The organism is Actinomycetospora corticicola, assembly GCF_013409505.1.
Lineage (GTDB): Bacteria > Actinomycetota > Actinomycetes > Mycobacteriales > Pseudonocardiaceae > Actinomycetospora > Actinomycetospora corticicola.
Genome location: NZ_JACCBN010000001.1, coordinates 216,912 through 233,825 on the forward strand (window position 1 = coordinate 216,912; position 16,914 = coordinate 233,825).

The 16,914-nt window shown below is 73.4% G+C and carries 17 protein-coding genes and 1 pseudogene; 5 read left to right on the plus strand and 13 right to left on the minus strand.

The features are described from left to right. Positions 1–38: 38 nt before the first annotated feature. Positions 39–1,244 (plus strand): NAD(P)/FAD-dependent oxidoreductase, encoded by a 1,206-nt coding sequence (locus tag BJ983_RS01010; RefSeq protein WP_179792089.1) that lies wholly within the window; start codon positions 39–41, stop codon positions 1,242–1,244. On the opposite strand, the gene BJ983_RS01015 is transcribed toward BJ983_RS01010, so the two are convergent. Both BJ983_RS01015 and BJ983_RS01020 read right to left on the minus strand, forming a co-directional pair. Then, complete coding sequence (locus BJ983_RS01015; RefSeq protein WP_343053591.1) at positions 1,235–2,404, minus strand: acyl-CoA dehydrogenase family protein; 1,170 nt, start codon at positions 2,402–2,404, stop codon at positions 1,235–1,237. The genes BJ983_RS01010 and BJ983_RS01015 overlap by 10 nt on opposite strands. Positions 2,405–2,528: 124 nt before the next feature. Next, positions 2,529–3,836 (minus strand): MFS transporter, encoded by a 1,308-nt coding sequence (locus tag BJ983_RS01020; RefSeq protein ID WP_179792091.1) that lies wholly within the window; start codon positions 3,834–3,836, stop codon positions 2,529–2,531. Between the two features lie 361 nt (positions 3,837–4,197). Here BJ983_RS01020 and BJ983_RS01025 point away from each other — a divergent pair. Then, positions 4,198–4,686, plus strand: a pseudogene (locus tag BJ983_RS01025) (beta-class carbonic anhydrase). Between the two features lie 60 nt (positions 4,687–4,746). Here BJ983_RS01025 and BJ983_RS01030 read toward each other — a convergent pair. The 6 genes from BJ983_RS01030 to BJ983_RS32635 all read right to left on the minus strand — a co-directional run bounded on the left by BJ983_RS01030 (position 4,747) and on the right by BJ983_RS32635 (position 9,897). Next, the gene (locus tag BJ983_RS01030) at positions 4,747–6,060 is read right to left on the minus strand and encodes a sulfate adenylyltransferase subunit 1 (RefSeq protein ID WP_179792092.1); all 1,314 of its coding nucleotides are present in this window, start codon (positions 6,058–6,060) and stop codon (positions 4,747–4,749) included. 1 nt (position 6,061) lies between these two features. After that, positions 6,062–6,976 (minus strand): sulfate adenylyltransferase subunit CysD, encoded by a 915-nt coding sequence (cysD, locus tag BJ983_RS01035; RefSeq protein ID WP_179792093.1) that lies wholly within the window; start codon positions 6,974–6,976, stop codon positions 6,062–6,064. After that, positions 6,973–7,692 carry a phosphoadenylyl-sulfate reductase gene (locus BJ983_RS01040; RefSeq protein ID WP_179792094.1) on the minus strand — a complete coding sequence of 240 codons (720 nt, stop codon included), beginning with the start codon at positions 7,690–7,692 and terminating at the stop codon, positions 6,973–6,975. Before BJ983_RS01040 ends, cysD begins: the two co-directional genes overlap by 4 nt. After that, positions 7,689–7,817 carry an Insertion element protein gene (locus BJ983_RS30065; RefSeq protein ID WP_218890044.1) on the minus strand — a complete coding sequence of 43 codons (129 nt, stop codon included), beginning with the start codon at positions 7,815–7,817 and terminating at the stop codon, positions 7,689–7,691. Before BJ983_RS30065 ends, BJ983_RS01040 begins: the two co-directional genes overlap by 4 nt. Continuing rightward, positions 7,814–9,514, minus strand: a complete 1,701-nt coding sequence (locus tag BJ983_RS01045; RefSeq protein ID WP_179797242.1) for a nitrite/sulfite reductase — start codon at positions 9,512–9,514, stop codon at positions 7,814–7,816. Before BJ983_RS01045 ends, BJ983_RS30065 begins: the two co-directional genes overlap by 4 nt. 188 nt (positions 9,515–9,702) lie before the next feature. After that, positions 9,703–9,897: a putative leader peptide gene (locus tag BJ983_RS32635; RefSeq protein WP_425484801.1), complete on the minus strand. Its 195-nt coding sequence runs from the start codon at positions 9,895–9,897 to the stop codon at positions 9,703–9,705. Positions 9,898–9,921: 24 nt separating this feature from the next. On the opposite strand from BJ983_RS32635, the gene hemW reads away from it, so the two are divergent. After that, positions 9,922–11,157: a radical SAM family heme chaperone HemW gene (gene hemW / locus BJ983_RS01050; protein ID WP_179792095.1), complete on the plus strand. Its 1,236-nt coding sequence runs from the start codon at positions 9,922–9,924 to the stop codon at positions 11,155–11,157. Then, positions 11,157–12,008 carry an alpha/beta fold hydrolase gene (locus BJ983_RS01055; protein WP_179792096.1) on the plus strand — a complete coding sequence of 284 codons (852 nt, stop codon included), beginning with the start codon at positions 11,157–11,159 and terminating at the stop codon, positions 12,006–12,008. Before hemW ends, BJ983_RS01055 begins: the two co-directional genes overlap by 1 nt. A 5-nt stretch (positions 12,009–12,013) precedes the next feature. Here the strand turns inward: BJ983_RS01055 and BJ983_RS01060 are convergent, their stop codons facing one another. Further along, the gene (locus BJ983_RS01060; RefSeq protein WP_179792097.1) at positions 12,014–12,958 is read right to left on the minus strand and encodes an NADP-dependent oxidoreductase; all 945 of its coding nucleotides are present in this window, start codon (positions 12,956–12,958) and stop codon (positions 12,014–12,016) included. A 72-nt stretch (positions 12,959–13,030) separates the two neighbouring features. On the opposite strand from BJ983_RS01060, the gene BJ983_RS01065 reads away from it, so the two are divergent. Further along, positions 13,031–13,897, plus strand: a complete 867-nt coding sequence (locus tag BJ983_RS01065; RefSeq protein WP_179792098.1) for a LysR family transcriptional regulator — start codon at positions 13,031–13,033, stop codon at positions 13,895–13,897. Between the two features lie 349 nt (positions 13,898–14,246). On the opposite strand, the gene BJ983_RS01070 is transcribed toward BJ983_RS01065, so the two are convergent. The 4 genes from BJ983_RS01070 to BJ983_RS01085 all read right to left on the minus strand — a co-directional run bounded on the left by BJ983_RS01070 (position 14,247) and on the right by BJ983_RS01085 (position 16,894). Continuing rightward, entirely contained in the window at positions 14,247–14,552 is a 306-nt protein-coding gene (locus BJ983_RS01070) for a hypothetical protein (protein WP_179792099.1), read from the minus strand. A 108-nt stretch (positions 14,553–14,660) separates the two neighbouring features. Continuing rightward, positions 14,661–15,851: a WXG100-like domain-containing protein gene (locus tag BJ983_RS01075; protein WP_484456041.1), complete on the minus strand. Its 1,191-nt coding sequence runs from the start codon at positions 15,849–15,851 to the stop codon at positions 14,661–14,663. Beyond that, on the minus strand, positions 15,851–16,246 hold the full coding sequence (locus BJ983_RS01080) for a hypothetical protein (RefSeq protein ID WP_179792101.1): 396 nt from the start codon (positions 16,244–16,246) through the stop codon (positions 15,851–15,853). Before BJ983_RS01080 ends, BJ983_RS01075 begins: the two co-directional genes overlap by 1 nt. A gap of 6 nt (positions 16,247–16,252) precedes the next feature. Further along, positions 16,253–16,894: a hypothetical protein gene (locus tag BJ983_RS01085; RefSeq protein WP_179792102.1), complete on the minus strand. Its 642-nt coding sequence runs from the start codon at positions 16,892–16,894 to the stop codon at positions 16,253–16,255. Positions 16,895–16,914 lie beyond the last annotated feature (20 nt).

Genomic DNA, 16,914 nt, shown 5'->3' on the forward strand with positions numbered 1-16,914 from the left:
ACGGATTAGTACTCACGAGGCGGAGCCACCCCCCGGGTATGCACATCGTGATCATCGGGAGCGGACTCGCCGGCTCCACGACCGCGCAGACCCTGCGCGACCAGGGGTTCGACGGGGACGTCACGCTCGTCGGCGGGGAGACCCACCTGCCCTACGACCGCCCGCCACTGTCCAAGGACTACCTCGCCGGGTCGGTCGCCTTCGACGACGACGTCGTCCTGCACCCCCGCGAGTGGTACGACGAGCAGCGGATCGACCTGCGCCTCGGCGCCCGGGCCGACGCCCTGGACCCGAAGGCGCACCAGGTCACGCTCGCCGACGGCACCACGCTCGACTACGACAAGCTCGTCCTCGCCACCGGCTCCACCGCCCGCACGCTGGACCTGCCCGGGGCGGACGCGCCCGGCGTGCACACGCTGCGGACCCGGGAGGACTCCGACGCGATCCGCGCGGAGTTCGGGGAGGGTCGCCGCCTCGTCGTCGTCGGCGCCGGCTGGATCGGACTCGAGGTCGCGGCGACCGCCCGCGGGGCGGGCACGACGGTGACGGTGCTGGAGCACGAGGAGCTCCCGCTGCTCAAGGTCCTCGGGCCGGAGATGGCGCAGGTGTTCGCCGACCTGCACACGCAGAACGGCGTCGAGCTGCGCCCGCAGGTCGAGGTGCAGGAGATCGTCGTCGAGAACGGCCGCGCCGCCGGGGTCCGCCTCGCCGACGGGTCCACCGTCGAGGCCGACGCCGTCGTCATCGGGGTCGGCGCCGCACCGGAGCTCGCGCTCGCCGAGGCCGCCGGGCTCGACGTCGAGAACGGCGTGCTGGTCGACGCGTCGCTGCGCTCCAGCGACCCCGACGTCTACGCCGTCGGCGACATCGCCGCCCACGACCACCCGACCTTCGGGCGGCTGCGCGTCGAGCACTGGAACGCCGCCTCCACCCACCCGGCGACCGCGGTGGCCGCGCTGCTCGGCGGCGACGCCACCTACACCGACGCGCCGTACTTCTTCTCCGACCAGTTCGACCTCGGGATGGAGTACGTCGGGCACGCGCCGCAGGGCAGCTACGCCCGCATCGTGACCAGCGGCGACGTCGCCGGCCGGGAGTTCGTCGCCTCCTGGCTCGACGGCTCCGACCGGCTGCTCGCCGTGATGAACGTGAACGTGTGGGACGGCCTGGACGAGGTGCGCTCGTACGTCGGCTCGAAGGACCCCGTCAGCGAGGAGACGCTGCAGGTGGCCGATCAGAAGTAGCCGTTGCGGGGGAGCTCCTCGCCGCTGATCGCCAGGCGGCCGAGAGCGCTCGCCCGGTACGACGCCGGGTTGTGCAGGGTCAGGGTGCGGATGTTGCGCCAGTGCCGGTCCAGGTTCTTCGCGCGGCTGGAGGCCGACGCGCCGCCGACGTCGAACAACGTCGTCGCCGCGTCGGCCGCCACGCGGTCGAGGTGCACCTTCACCGCACTGGCGGCCACCGACGCCGCGCGGCCCACCTCGTCGGTGGGCTCCCCGGCCCGTACGGCGTCCTCGGCGGCCTGCACCGCATCGGCTGCAGCGAGGACGCTCGCCTCCGCGATCCAGGCCGTGGCGGCGAGTCGGCCCACCGTCTCCTGCAGGATCGGGTCGTCGACCGGCCGTGGGGCGGGCGCGTGGTCGAAGGTGCGGGTCCGGGAACGCACGAGCGCGGCCGCGTCCGTCGCGACGGACCGGAGGATGCCCGCCACCAACGCTTGCAGGTAGAGCTGGAGGAACGGCACGTCGGAAGCGGCCCGCGGCTCGTGGCGGGGACGCACCGTCAGGAACTCCTCGGGCGCGACGGCGACCCCGTCGAACCGCGTCGTCCCCGTCCCGGTCCGTGACTGGCCCATGCCGTCCCAGTCGTCGACGACCGTGACGCCCGCGCGCGAGACGGGCACGAGCACCGTCGCCACCCGATCGCCCTCCACCCGGGCCGCCACCGAGATCCAGTCCGAGTACAGCGTGCCGGTGCTGTAGTACTTCACGCCGTCGAGCCGCCATCCGTCGCCGGCCTCGGTCAACGTCGTCGTGAAGTCGTGGTTCCCGGCGGCGACCGCGCCGGTCTCGGAGATCGCGTTGCCGAACACCTTTCCGGCCCGCACCTCGTCGAGCCAGCGGGTGTGTCCGCCGCGCACGAAGCCCAGCGTCTGGCTGAAGTGCGTCCGCAGCACGTGCGCGACGATCGGGTCCGCCTCCGCCAGGTCGATCACGAACCCGAGCAGTTCGCGGACCGACGCGCCCTGCCCGCCCTCGTCGACCGGCAGCGCGAGGGCGCCGAGCCCGGCCGCGGCGACGGCCTTCACCTGCTCGAACGGACTCACGTCGTGCAGCTCCCGCTCGGCCGCGCCCTCCGCGATCGACGCGAGGAGCTCGCGCAGTTCGGCGGAGCCGAGCCGCACGCCCGCGCGAGGGGAACCTTCGTGCCACAAGAGCGCTCGATCCTTCCCCTCGCGTTCGGCTGTCACGGTGCTACTCCGTTCGCGAGGGGAGAAATTGATCGCTCTACGCGCACGAGGGTTCCCCTCACGCGGATGTCGATCCTTCCCGACGGCGGGTGTGATCGGGGGCGAGCAGCGCCGCGCCCGTCGTCAGGACGGCGAGTCCGGCGTAGGCGAGCACGATCCACCAGGGCCGCCCGTCCCCGGCGATGAGCAGCGAGGCGGCCACGAGCGGGGCGAACCCGCCGGCCAGCACGGACCCGATCTGGTAGCCCAGCGAGGCGCCGCTGTAGCGGACGCGGACGTCGAACATCTCCGCGAACCAGGCGGCCTGCGGGCCGTACATGGAGTCGTGGACGACGTTGATCGCCAGCACCGCGGCCAGCACGATCAGCACCGTCGACCCGGTGTCGACGGCGAGGAAGAACAGGGCCAGGGCGGCCGTCCCGCCGATCGCACCGAGGAGGTAGGGCCGTCGACGCCCGACGCGGTCGGACAGGATCGCCCAGAGCGGCGTGGTCGCGAGCCCGATCGCCGAGACGATGACGACGGCGGTGAGGCCTGCCGTCGAGCCGCGGCCGAGGGTCTGGGTGACGTAGGTCAGGCCGTAGGTCGTGATGAGGACGTAGAGCCCGATCTGCGAGAGCCGCAGACCCGTCGTCAGGATGACCGCCCGGGGTGCCGTGCGCAGGACCTCGACGATCGGGAGCTTCGCGACCTGGCGTTCGGCGCGCAGCGTCGTGAACTCCGGGGCGTCCTCGAGCCGCAGCCGGATGACCAGGCCGATGACGACGAGCACGGCGCTCGCGAGGAACGGGATGCGCCAGCCCCAGGCGAGGAAGGCCTCCTCGGACGTCGTCGCGCGTACGAGGAACAGCGACCCGGTGGCGAGCAGCATCCCGGCGGGCGACCCGATCTGGGTGAAGCTGCCGTACCAGCCGCGGCGGTCCGGCGGGGCGTGCTCGGCGGACAGCACCGCGGCGCCGCCCCACTCGGCGCCGACCGCGAACCCCTGCACGAGCCGGAGCACCACGAGCAGGGTCGGCGCGAGGGCGCCGATGCTCGCGTAGGCGGGCAGCACGCCGATGAGGGTCGTCGCGACGCCCATGGCGATCAGCGACCCGACCAGCACGCTCTTGCGGCCCACCCGGTCGCCGAGGTGTCCGGCGACGACCGCGCCGATCGGGCGGGCGCCGAACCCGGCGGCGTAGGTCGCGAAGGCGGCGAGCGTGCCCGCCGTCGGGCTGACCGAGGGGAAGAACAGCGTGTTGAAGACCAGCGCGGTCGCGGTGGCGTAGAGGTAGAAGTCGTACCACTCGATCGTCGTGCCGACGGCGCTCGCGAGGGCGACGCGGCGCGGGGTGGTGGGGGTCGACGTGGCCGTCGTGGTCACACGGGTCTCCGGAGGTCGGTGGGGGAGCGGGGCAGCCCTACCGACACAGGGACGACGCAACCAGCAGCAGGTCGATGTGCTCACGCACCACGAGCAGCCAGCCGGTCATCGCGGCGACGGTAACGGGCGAGGGGCGCTCGTGCAGTCCCTTGCGTCGTTCGTCGCAGGTGCGATCGAATGATGCGCATGCGCGCAGGTGGCCTCCGGGCCTTCGGGCTCACGGCCTTCTGGCCGAGCCGCCGCGTGCAGGAGTTCGACCAGTGGTGTCGCCGGGCCGCGTGAGCCCGCCGTCGTACCCCGCGTGCTGACGTGGCCGGTCCGTGCCGTCCCCTGGTCGAACCCCTGTGAGAGGACCCCTGACGTGTCGGTCACCGACGAGTACCTGAAGAACAACGAGACCTACGTCGCGAACTTCCCCGGCGAGCTGCCCCTGCCGCCCGCCCGCAGGACCGCCGTCGTGGCCTGCATGGACGCCCGCGTGAACCCCTACGGGGCGCTGGGCCTGACGGAGGGCGACTCGCACGTCATCCGCAACGCCGGCGGGATCGTCGCCGACGACACCATCCGCTCGCTGGCGATCTCGCAGCACCTGCTGGGGACCGAGGAGATCATCCTCGTCCACCACACCGACTGCGGCATGGTCACCTTCACCGACGAGTAGTTCGCCGACATCCTCGCGAAGGAGGCCGGCCAGCCGCCGTCGTGGACCGTGAACGCCTTCCCCGACGCCGAACAGGACGTCCGTGACTCCATCAAGCGGGTCACCGACAGCCCGTTCATCAAGAACGAGGACTCGGTGCGCTGCTTCGTCCTCGACGTGGCGACCGGGAAGCTGAACGAGGTGCGCTGAGGCGCTCGTGAGCACTAAGTGGGGCTATAGCCCCACTTAGTGCTCACATGGCGGAGCCACCTACGCGTCGACCGGAGTCGCCACGAGCGGCCGACCGACCAGGCCCGCGGCAAGCGTGTCGCCGGCCTGCGGGTCGATGACCAGGAACGACCCGGTCGCGGCAACCGTGTCGTAGTCGTCGAGCGGCAACGGCTCGGCGACGGTGATCGCGACGTGGCCGATGTCGTTGATCTCGAGCGTGCCGGGGTCGGCGTCGAGGGCGAGGGTCTGGATGTCCAGGCGGTCCTCGACGGCGGTGATCATCGCCTGCACGGTGTGCGTGCCGTGCTTGACGAGCAACCGGCGCCCGGGCGTGAGCGGCTTGTCGTGCAGCCATGCGAGCGTCGCCGTGAACTCGGTGACCGGCTCCGGCGCCGACCCGGCCGCCACGATCACGGCCCCGCGCGCGATGCCGAGGTCGTGCGCGAGCCGCAGCACGACGCTGTCGCCGGCGGAGGCGGCGTCCAGCGAGGACGTGTACCGGTCGATGCCCTCGACCGTGGTCCGCTGCCCGTCCGGCAGCACGACGACCTCGTCGCCGACCGACACCGAGCCGGCCGCGACGAGGCCCGCGTAGCCGCGATAGTCGGGCAGCTCGGCCGAGCGGGGCCGGATGACGGTCTGCACCGGGAAGCGGAAGGGCGCCGCCTCGTCCGGGCCGTCGACCGGCACGGTCTCGAGGTGGTCGAGCAGGGTCGGGCCGTCGTGCCAGGGGGTGCGGTCGGACCCCACCACGACGTTGTCGCCCTTCTTGGCCGACACGGGGATCGTGACGACGGCGTCCTCGGCGTAGCCCAGGGCCACGGCGTGGTCGCGGAACTCCTTGGTGATCGTCAGGTAGGTCGCCTCGTCGTAGTCGACCAGGTCGATCTTGTTGACGGCGAGCACCAGCCGCGGCACCCGCAGCAGGGCCATGACGGCGGTGTGGCGGCGGGTCTGCTCGACCACGCCGTGCCGCGCGTCGACGAGCAGCACCGCGAGCGCCGCGGTGGACGCGCCGGTGACGGTGTTGCGGGTGTACTGGACGTGGCCGGGGGTGTCGGCGAGCACGAAGGACCGGCGAGGCGTCGCGAAGTAGCGGTACGCCACGTCGATCGTGATGCCCTGCTCCCGCTCCGAGCGCAGGCCGTCGACGAGCAGCGACAGGTCGGGCTCGCCGTCGGTGCTCTTCGACGCCCGCTCGACCGCCTCGAGCTGGTCGGCCAGGACGGACTTGGTGTCGTAGAGCAGCCGACCGACGAGCGTGGACTTGCCGTCGTCGACCGAGCCCGCCGTCGCGAGCCGCAGGAGATCATGCCCCGACGGTCCAGCTCCGCTGCGCTTCGTGTCCCCCATGTCAGAAGTAGCCTTCCTTCTTGCGATCTTCCATGGCGGCCTCGGAGAGGCGGTCGTCGGCGCGCGTGGCGCCGCGCTCGGTCAGCCGGGACTCGCGGACCTCCGCGAGGACCTCGTCGAGGGTGGTGGCCGTCGACTCGACCGCGCCGGTGCAGGAGCCGTCCCCGACGGTGCGGTAGCGGACGCTCTTGCTGAGGACCTGTTCGCCGTCGCGCGGTCCGCCCCACGGGCCCGACGTCAGCCACATGCCGTCGCGGGCGAACACGTCGCGGGTGTGCGCGTAGTAGATCGTCGGCAGGTCGATGTCCTCGCGCTGGATGTAGCGCCAGACGTCGAGCTCGGTCCAGTTCGACAGCGGGAACACGCGGACGTGCTCGCCCGCCTTGTGGCGACCGTTGTAGAGGTTCCACAGCTCGGGGCGCTGCCGCGACGGCTCCCAGGCGCCGAAGGCGGTGCGGAGCGAGAAGATGCGCTCCTTGGCGCGGGCCCTCTCCTCGTCGCGCCGCCCCCCGCCGAACACGGCGTCGTGACGGTGCTCGGCGATCGCGTCGAGCAGCGGCGTGGTCTGCAGCGGGTTGCGGGTGCCGTCGGCGCGCTCGGACAGACGCCCGTCGTCGATGTAGTCCTGGACGCTCGCCACCTCGAGCGTCAAGCCGTAGCGCTCGACCACGGCGTCGCGGAACGTGATGACCTCGTCGAAGTTGTGCCCGGTGTCGACGTGGAGCACCGGGAACGGGATCGGCGCGGGCCAGAAGGCCTTGTGCGCGAGGTGCACCAGCAGCATGGAGTCCTTGCCGCCGGAGAAGAGGATCACCGGGCGGTCGAACTCGCCGGCGACCTCGCGCATGACGTGGATCGCCTCGGACTCGAGGACGTCGAGCTGGTCGGTACCCGTCGTCGGGAGCGTCGCCGTCATCCGTGCAACCCGCATTCGGTCTTGGTGAAGCCCGCCCAGCGGCCGCTGCGCGGGTCGGCGCCGGGCGCCGGTTTGGCCGTGCACGGCTGACAGCCGATCGACGGGTAGCCCTCACCGACCAGCGGGTTGACCAGCACCGCGTTCTCGGCGATGTAGGCGTCCATCTGCTCGTCGCTCCAGTGGGCGATCGGGTTGACCTTGGCCAGCCCGTGCTTCTCGTCCCACGTCACCAGCGGGGTGTTCGCGCGGGTCGGCGCCTCGACACGGCGCACGCCGGTCACCCAGGCGTCGTAGAGCGCGAGGGTCTTCTTCAGCGGCTCGACCTTGCGCATGTTGCAGCAGGCGCCGGGGTCGCTGGCGAACAGGTCCTTCCCGAACCGCTCGTCCTGCTCGGCGACGGTCAACTCCGGCTGCGCCTCGACGATGTGCACGCCGTAGACCTGCGCGACGGCGTCGCGGGTCCCGAGCGTCTCGGCGAAGTGGTAGCCGGTCTCGAGGAAGAGCACGTCGACGCCGGGGCGGGCCTCGGCGCCGAGCTTGACCAGCACGGCGTCCTGCATGTTCGACGCGACGATCAGCCGGTCGCCGTACGTCGCGGCCGCCCACGCGAGGATGTCCTGCGCGAGCTCGACGTGGTCGGTCGAGTCCTCGAGCGCGGCGAAACGCTCGCCCGCCGCCAGAGCGTCGGCCCTGGTGGCGCTCTCGGTGCTGGTCATGCGGCCACTCCCGTGACGACGAAGGTGCTGCGGCAGTCGGCGCACTCCCACGCGTTCTCGGGGGTCTCCCGGGGGCGCAGGTCCTGCTCGCCGCAGTAGGGGCAGTACTGGATGGCCAACCTCATTGCAGCTGCGCTTCTTCCGCGCGCAGCACCCACTGGGCGAAGCGCTCGCCGTCGTTCCGGTCGGCGACGAAGCCCCGGACCAGGCGCTCGACGTACGGACCGAGCTCGGCGGAGAGGACCTTGTGGCCGCGCAGCTTGCGCCCGAAGCCGGAGTCGAGGCCGAGCCCGCCGCCGAGGTGGACCTGGAAGCCGGCGGCCGGGTTGCCCTCGGCGTCGTTGACGATCTGGCCCTTGAGCCCGATGTCGGCGACCTGCACCCGGGCGCACGAGTTCGGGCAGCCGTTGAGGTGGATCGAGATCGGGTTCTCGAGCTCGCCGGCGACGTCCGCGCACAGCTGCTCGAGCTCGGTCACGAGGTCACCCGCCCGGTTCTTCGTGTCGACGAAGGCGAGCTTGCAGAACTCCAGGCCGGTGCAGGCCATCGTGGCGCGGCGGAAGACACTCGGCCGCGCGGGCAGCCCGAGGTGGTCCAGCGCCGTCGTCAGGGTCTCGACCTGCTCGGACGGCACGTCCAGGACCAGGATCTTCTGGTACGGCGTGAGCCGGACGCGGGTGGATCCGACGTCCTCGGCGGCCTTCGCGACGCCGACCAGCGTGGAGCCGGAGGTGCGCCCGGCGGGCGGCGCGACGCCGACGAACTTGCGGCCGTCGGTCTGGTCGTGGATGCCGACGTGGTCGATCGTGCCCGCGATCGCCTCGGGCGCCGGGCCGTCGATCAGCTTCCGGTGCAGGTACTCGTCCTCCATGACCTGCCGGAACTTCTCCGGGCCCCAGTCCGCGACGAGGAACTTGATGCGCGCGCGGGTGCGGAGGCGCCGGTAGCCGTAGTCGCGGAACGTCTGGACCACGGCGTGCCAGACGTCGGGCACCTCGTCGAGCGGCACCCACGCGCCGAGGCGCACCGCGAGCTTCGGGTTGGTCGAGAGACCGCCGCCGACGTACACGTCGAAGCCGGGGCCGTGCTCGGGGTGGACCACCCCGACGAAGCTGACGTCGTTGACCTCGTGCGCGACGTCCTGCTGCCCCGAGATCGCGGTCTTGAACTTGCGGGGGAGGTTCGACAGCGAACGGTCACCGATGAAGCGCTCGACGATCTCCTCGACCGCGGACGTCCCGTCGATGACCTCGTCGGCGCTGATCCCGGCGACGGGCGAGCCGAGCACGACGCGCGGGCAGTCGCCGCACGCCTCCGTCGTCTGCAGCCCGACGGCCTCGAGCCGACGCCAGATCTCCGGCATGTCCTCGATGCGGATCCAGTGGAACTGGATGTTCTCGCGGTCGGTGACGTCGGCAGTGTCGCGCGCGAAGGTCTGGGAGATCTCGCCGATGACGCGCAGCTGCTCGGTGGTCAGCGCCCCGCCGTCGACCCGGACGCGCAGCATGAAGTACGACGCGTCGAGCTCCTCCTCCTCGACGTGACCGGTGTCGGTCCCGGGGAAGCCCTCGGCGCGCTGGGTGTAGAGCCCCATCCAGCGGAAACGGCCGCGCAGGTCGGCCGGGTCGATCGAGTCGAACCCGCGGTGGGCGTAGATGTTCTCGATCCGCGCCCGCACGTTCAGCGGGTTGTCGTCCTTCTTGGACTGCTCGTTCTTGTTCAGCGGCTCGCGGTAGCCCAGCGCCCACTGCCCCTCGGCCTTGCCCTTGCGGGCGCGCTGCGGCTTGGGCTTGACGGGCTTGTCCTCGACGTCGCTGCGCATGCCGACGGAGGTGGTCTCGGCGTACGACTGCTCGGGCGTCGTGGCACCTTCGCTGGACGGGGCGCTGGTCATCGGTGGTGCGTCCTCACAGACGCAGGCATGCGGGACCTTCCCGACGGCGGGTGTGGTCGCGCGCCTGCTGACGATCGTGGTGGTGGGTGCCCTCGAGGGGCGTCAGCGGCGGTGCGTCAGCACGCCGGGCAGAGCGCGCTGGCGACACGCGCGAGGTCGACATGACGTCGACCGACGAGCATCGGGTCCAGTGCACGCACGGTCCTGAGCGTGCCACGTCGAGGGGCACGATTCCACCGGCGGCTCTGTGGGGTGCCCCTCTCACGGCAGGAAAGCGTCGTTGCTGTCATCCAGTGGCAGGAGAGCCACATCGTCGCCGCGCGCACAATGGACGGATGCCCTCCGTGCCGCCCGGCGGCGAACCCGCCCCGGCCGACGGCTCGCTCCCGCCCGACGCGCTCACCGGGCTGGGGACGCGCCCGTTCGGCGTCTACGTCCACGTGCCCTTCTGCGCGACCCGCTGCGGGTACTGCGACTTCAACACCTACACGGCCTCCGACCTGGGCCTGACCAGCACCGACGACCCCGCGAGCCCGGCCAGCTGGCTGGAGGGCCTCCGTCGGGAGCTCGACCTCGCGGGCCGCGTGCTCGGCACTCCACCGCCCGCCGACACGGTCTTCATCGGTGGCGGCACGCCGTCCCTGCTGGGCGCGGACGGGCTGACCGCGGTCCTCGACGCGATCCGGTCCACCGTCGGTCTCGCGCCCGGCGCCGAGGTGACCACCGAGGCCAACCCCGAGTCGACGACGCCCGAGCTCCTCGCCGCCATCGCCGACGCCGGGTACACCCGCCTCTCGCTCGGGATGCAGTCCGACGTCGACCACGTCCTCGCCGTGCTCGACCGCCGCCACACCCCGGGCGCGGCGGTGTCGGTCGCCCGCGCGGCACTCGAGGCGGGGCTGCGCCACGTCAACCTCGACCTCATCTACGGCACGCCCACCGAGACCGACGACGACCTCCGCCGCTCCCTCGACGCCGTGCTCGCCTCCGGCGCCGACCACGTCTCGGCCTACTCGCTCATCGTCGAGGACGGCACCGCCCTGGCCCGCCGGGTCGCGCGCGGCGAGCTGCCGATGCCCGACGACGACGTCCTCGCCGACCGCTACGAGATCGTCGACGACGTCCTGACCGCCCACGGCCTCGGCTGGTACGAGGTGTCGAACTGGGCGCGCACCGTCGACGCCCGCTGCCGCCACAACCTCGGCTACTGGTCCGGCGGCGACTGGTGGGGCGCCGGCCCGGGCGCCCACTCGCACGTCGGCGGCGTCCGCTGGTGGAACGTCCGCCACCCGGCCCGCTACTCGAAGCAGCTCGCCGCGGGGGAGTCGCCCGCCGAGGCCCGCGAGCTGCTCACCCCCGCCGACCGGCACGTCGAGCAGGTGCTCCTGCAGCTGCGCACGGTCGAGGGCCTCCCCGCACGCGTGCTCCACGACGCCGGGCGCGCGGCCGCCGTGCAGGCGGTGCGCGACGGCCTTCTCGACGACGGGTGCTGGGCCCGCGGGCAGGCGGTGCTCACCCGGCCCGGCCGGCTCCTCGCCGACGGGGTCGCCATCTCGCTGACGGGGGACTGATGACGCTGCCCGACCCGGTCCGCGTCACGCTCCCGGACGTCACGCTCTCCGTGCTCGACGCCGGATCCGGGCCCGCCGTGCTGCTGCTGCACGGCTTCCCCGACCGCGCGACGCTGTGGCGTGCCCAGATCGAGCGCCTGCTCGACGCCGGGTACCGCGTGATCGCCCCCGACCTGCGCGGCTTCGGCGACAGCGACCGTCCCGACGACGTCCGGTCCTACCGTCTCCGCCACTCGGTCGCGGACATGGTGGCGCTGCTGAGCGAGCGCGGGGTGGACCGGGCCGTCGTGGTCGGCCACGACTACGGGGCGGCCGTCGGGTGGGCCCTCGCGATGTCGAGCGACGTCGTCCGCGGCTACGTGGCGCTCTCCGTCGGACACCCGAACGCCTTCCGGACCGCGGGCCTCGTCCAGCGCGCCCTGTCCTGGTACATGCTCTGGTTCCTGACGCCGGGCGTGCCCGAGACCGTGCTGCCCGCCGACGACTGGGCCTTCCTCCGCCGCTGGGCCCACCCCGGGACCGAGGACGACGACCTCGTCCGCACGCACATCCGCGACCTCTCCCGCCCGGGCGCGCTGACGGCGGGCCTGTCCTGGTACCGGGCCAACGTCGACCCGCGGACCTTCGCCGACGAGCACCCGCTCGACATGCCGCCGGTCACGTGCCCGGTGCTCGGCCTGATCGGGGCGGACGACATCGCGCTCACCGAGGCACAGATGGCCGGGTCCGCCGCGTACGTCACCGGCGGCTTCGAGTGTGTGACGCTGCCGGGCGCGGGCCACTGGCTCCCGGCTCGCCACGCGGACGCCGTCAACGAGCACCTCCTGGCGTTCCTCGCCCGCCTCGACTGACCCGCTCAGGGCACCAGCAGCAGCTTCCCGCCCGCCTGCATCGAGCGGCTCCGCCGGACCGTCTCGCCGAATTCCGCGAGCGGGTAGCTCCCGGCGATCGGCACGTCGACCGCCCCGCGGGCGGCGAGTGCGGCCACCTGGGGGAGGGCGTCGATACGCAATGCACCTGCGCTGTTCCGGACGCCGAGCCGCGCGGCCTCCGCGGGCCGCGCGACCGTGAGCACCCGGTCCGGGTCGCCCGTGATCGCCACCAGGTCGGGCAGGACGCCGTCGGGCGCGGGGGGAGTGTCCGGCGGCGCCCAGGCGACGGGCGCGCTGTCGAAGGCGCGGTCCACCGGGCCTCCCGCGAGGTCCCGCACCCGGTCGACCATGCCGTCCCCGTACGTCGTCACCTGCGCGCCCGAGGCCCGCAACGACGCCGCGTTCCGCGGCCCGGCCGTCGCGATCACCCGGACGCCCCGGTGCAGGGCCAGCTGGGCGGCCATCCGCCCGATCACCGAGCCGGCACCGTGGACCAGCAGCGTCTCGCCGGGGGCGACGCCGAGCAGGTCCACGCAGCGCGTCGCCGTCTCGGCCGCCATCGGCAGCGCCGCGGCCTGGGCGAGGTCCAGCCCCTCGGGCACCGCGGTCCACGTCGCCAGGACCGCCAGCTCGGCCGCGCCCGCCGATGCCGTCCCGTGGGGGACGGGGCCGAGCACGAGCCGACCGAGCTCGTCGTCGGGAACGCCCTCGCCGACCTCGTCGACGGTGCCCGACACCTCCAGCCCGATCCCGCAGGGCGGTTCCTGGTCCGGGAAGAGGCCCTCGCAGAGGGCCCAGTCGGCCGGGTTGAGGCCGCAGAACGCGACGCGGACCCGGACCTGCCCGGGGCCCGGGTGCGGCTCGGCGACGTCGTGCAGGGCCAGGACGTCCTCGGGGTCGCCGAGGCGGTCGTACTGCAGTGCTCGCATGGCGTCGACGCTAGGAACGGGGCCGTCCGTGCGTCCAAGACCAGTTCGGCAGGCGAGGCATACCGTGGCGGTATGACCGAGCTCGACCTGCGGTTGCTGCAGTACTTCACGGTGGTGGCGCGCCACGGCAACGTCGGGCGGGCGGCCGCGGAGCTGCGGGTGGCGCAGCCGTCGCTGTCGCGGCAGATGCAGCGGCTGGAGTCGCAGGTGGGGGCCCGGCTCCTCGACCGGTCGGCCCGCGGGAGCGCGCTGACGGCGGCCGGCAAGGTCCTGCTCTCGCACGCCGAGGAGCTGCTGCGCGCGGCCGAGCGGGCGGTCATCGAGGCGAGGGCGACGACGGAGCCGGACCGGCTGGTCGTCGGCCACACCGGCAACCTCGTCGTCACGCCCGTGGTGCGGGAGCTGCGGCGCCGCCACCCGGAGGCCGAGATCCGCACGGTCGCGGTGACCGGGCCGGTCGCGGACGGCCTCCTGGCCGGACGGGTCGACGCCGTGATCGCGCGCCTCCCGCTTCCCGACGACGGGCTGTGCCTCGACCGGCTGCACGACGAGCCGCGGGCCCTCGTCGTCCCGGTCGGGCACCGGTTGGCCGGCCGGACGTCGGTCGAGCTCGCCGACTTCGTCGACGAGCCGCTCGCCCGCTACGGAGACCCGACGGTCGACGCATGGTGGCGCGTCGACCCGCGGCCGGACGGCTCCCGGGCCCCGGACGGCCCGCTCGTCGGCGCCCTCGGGAACAAGTTCGAGCTGGTGGCGGCCGGGGAGGCGCTGCTCGTGCTCCCGCAGCGCCCCACCAGCACCGGGTTCCGGGACGACCTCGTCGCCGTGCCGATCCGCGACGTCCCGCCGACGCCCGTCGTCCTCGCGACCCGGTCCGGACCGCCCTCGCCGCTCGTCGCCGAGGCACGGGCGCTCGCCCGGGAGCTGCTCGTCCACTGAGGAGCAGCCGGGCGGTCGTGCTCCGGGAGCGGACGTGCGGTCGATCAACCGAGTCGGGATGACTCGGTTCGTCGACGTGGGTCGGCGCTTCGGATGGTCTCTGCCGGTCGGGAGTCCGGATCGCGATCGATCAACCGAGTCGGGATGACTCGGTTCGTCGACGTGGGTCGGCGCTCTGGATGGTCTCTGCCGGTCGGGCGTCCGGATCGCGATCGATCAACCGAGTCGGGATGACTCGGTTCGTCGACGTGGGTGGGCCCTCCGGATGGTCTCTGCCGGTCGGGAGTCCGGACCGCGGCCGATCGATCGGTTCGCGACGACTCGGTCGGTCGAGGTCGGTCTCGATCGGTCAGCCCCCGGATCCCAGCGCCCCGGCGTCGCCCGCCCGGTACTCCGCCACGGTCGCCCGGAGCGCGCCGCCGAGCGATCCGAGTCCCACCGCCTCCTGACCGATCGCGTCGACTCCCTCCGCGGCCTTCGGGTCGTACTGCGCGGCGAACGTGCGGCCCTGTTCGTCGTCACCGGCCACGTCGCCGAGCCCGGCGAGCGTCGACCGCAGCGCCGCCACGGCGTCGGCCGCGATCCGGCCGGCCTCGTCGAACCGGGTGGCGGCCGACTCGAGGTCCTCGGGCCGGGTGCCGAATCCGCCTGTCACACGGCCGAGCGTAGGAAACCGTCCCCGCGCCGTGGGGTCGATTCGACGAAGTGGCTTCCCTGCCACCGGATGACAGCAACGACGCTTCGCTGCCACGGGGGAGGGGGATCAGGGCCAGAAGATGCTCCCCTCGTCGAACACGAACCGGATCGACGTGGGCAGTTCGAGCCCCTCCGCCTTGGCCCGCAGCACGGCGGCGAGCAGACCCTTCCCGGCCTCGTCGACGTCGAGCGCGATCATCCGGCCGTCGACGACGAGGTCGCCCCCGCCCTGACGGGCGAGCCGGCCGCTGCCCTCCAACACGGCCGCCTCCACCGACGACGCCGACGACACCTCGGGCACGGTCAGCTCGACGAACCGGCCGCGGTCGCCGGCGTCGGCCCGCACGAGGGCGCCCGCGTCGGTGCGGGCGTGCACGCTCAGGCCCTCCGACTCGAGGAGGCGGGCGGTCGGGACCTGCTCCGGCGAGAAGGCCGCGCCCGGCGACTCGTGCACGCCGGGGCGGAAGAGCGGACCGAGCGCCCCGCGGGACGATGGGTCGAGCGCCGCGGAGATCCGGCTGTCGAGCGCCGCGAGGTCGTCCGCGAGTCCGGACGGCGCCGCGCCAGGCGCCGTACCTGGCGTCGCACCGGGCGCGGGTCGACCGGCCGCTCCCGCGAGGCCGCCCGAGATCCCGCCGAGCACACCCCCGAACACCCCGCCGAGCGTCGCCGCGCCGCCGACCTCGTCGAGCGAGTAGCCGCCGCGCCCGAACGCCTCGACCCGCAACGGCTGGGCGATGGCCAGGTCGACCGCCGCCGCTTCGACCGCCCCGAACACCGCGCCCACCACGACCCCACCCAGGATCGCCGCGGCCGTCGCCGAGAGCTCGACCCCGATCGCGGCCGCCGCAGCGACGAGGCCCGCGCTCACCCCGGCTGCCGCAGCGGCGGACGTGCCGAACGTCAGCCACGCGAGCCCGACGCCGGCGACGATCGTCGCGCCCGCGGTCACCGCCAGCTCCGTCACCCGCGCCCGCGCGTCGTCGACCGCGTCGGCGAACCGGGTCAGGGCGACGCCGAGCGCCCGGCAGCCGGCGGCGTCGTCGCGCAGCGCCGCCTCGTGCGCGGTCCACGTGACGCCGAACCGATCTGCCGCCGCACCGGCCCACGACGCCCGCGCCTGCGCCGTCCCCGACCATCCGACCTCACGCGCCCGGTCCAGCTCCGCGCCCGCCCGCTCCCACGCGGCGGCGGCCGTCCGGAGCCGGTCGGGGTCGGCGGCGGGCCACCACAGCCCGACCTCCTCGACGACGTCCATCACGCGGCCCGGGCGGTGATCACCTGGCCGCGCGCGACCGTGATGACGACGACGGCGGCCCCGGTCAGCGTCCAGGTCGCGCTGCGCTCGTCGTAGACCGAGGACGTCGGGTCGGCGAGCGTGCGGGCGATCGCGTCGAGCGACACGGCGCCCCAGTCGATGCGCCGGAAGCCGTAGTACCGGTTCCCGCACAGCAGGTCCGAGGTCTCCTCGCCCCGCGCGAACACGCGCACCACCTGGTCCTCGGGGGTGGACGGCCCGCAGATCTCGGGCGGCTCGGCGAGGGCGGACGGGGCGCCCACCAGGACACCCAGGAACACGAGCACGGCGACGACGAGCGAGCGGACCACAGCGAACACAGCGACCTCCACGGTGCGGGGGACCGCGTCGGTCACGGGCCCTCATCCGCTCGGACTGCCACCGGCCCCGATCGGTTCCGACGAATTCCCCGCGCCCGCGATCAACGTGGTGATCCGCACCCAGGACGGCGCGGTCGGGGTCGACCCGAAACCGAAGTGCACCGGCGGCGACACCGGGTGCAGCGCGCCCTGGTCCACCCCGTCGTACGTGGTCGTCGCCGCGGTGATCCGCTGCAGGTCCTGCGCGCCGTAGTACTCGGTCCGGCCTCCGCCGGCGCTGCCCACGGTCCGCACGCCCGGCAGCACCCGCCGGGCGATCGCGTCGATCGTCGCGATCCACCACGACGCCGTGGCCAACCGCCACGGCACGGCGCGCAGCAGGAGCCCGAGCGGGGAACGACCGCCGAGCGTGAAGCGGGACTCGAGCGGCCCCGCCGTCAGGAAGAACTCGGAGCCGAGCGAGCGCAGGTCGACGGGCACGTACCGGACCTCGTCGAACGTGTACGTCGCGCCGACGAACTCGGCGACGGCCGCCGACGGCGCGAGCAGCAGCCGGTGCCCGTCGGGCCGTTCGACCATGACGTCGGTGAAGGTGCCGAGCGGGGAGTGCGGCCAGTGGCCGATCACGTAGCGCAGCCCGGCCGCCGTGCCCAGCCCGGCGATCCAGCCGTCGAAGCGTTCCACCGGCGCGGGGTGCCCGACGC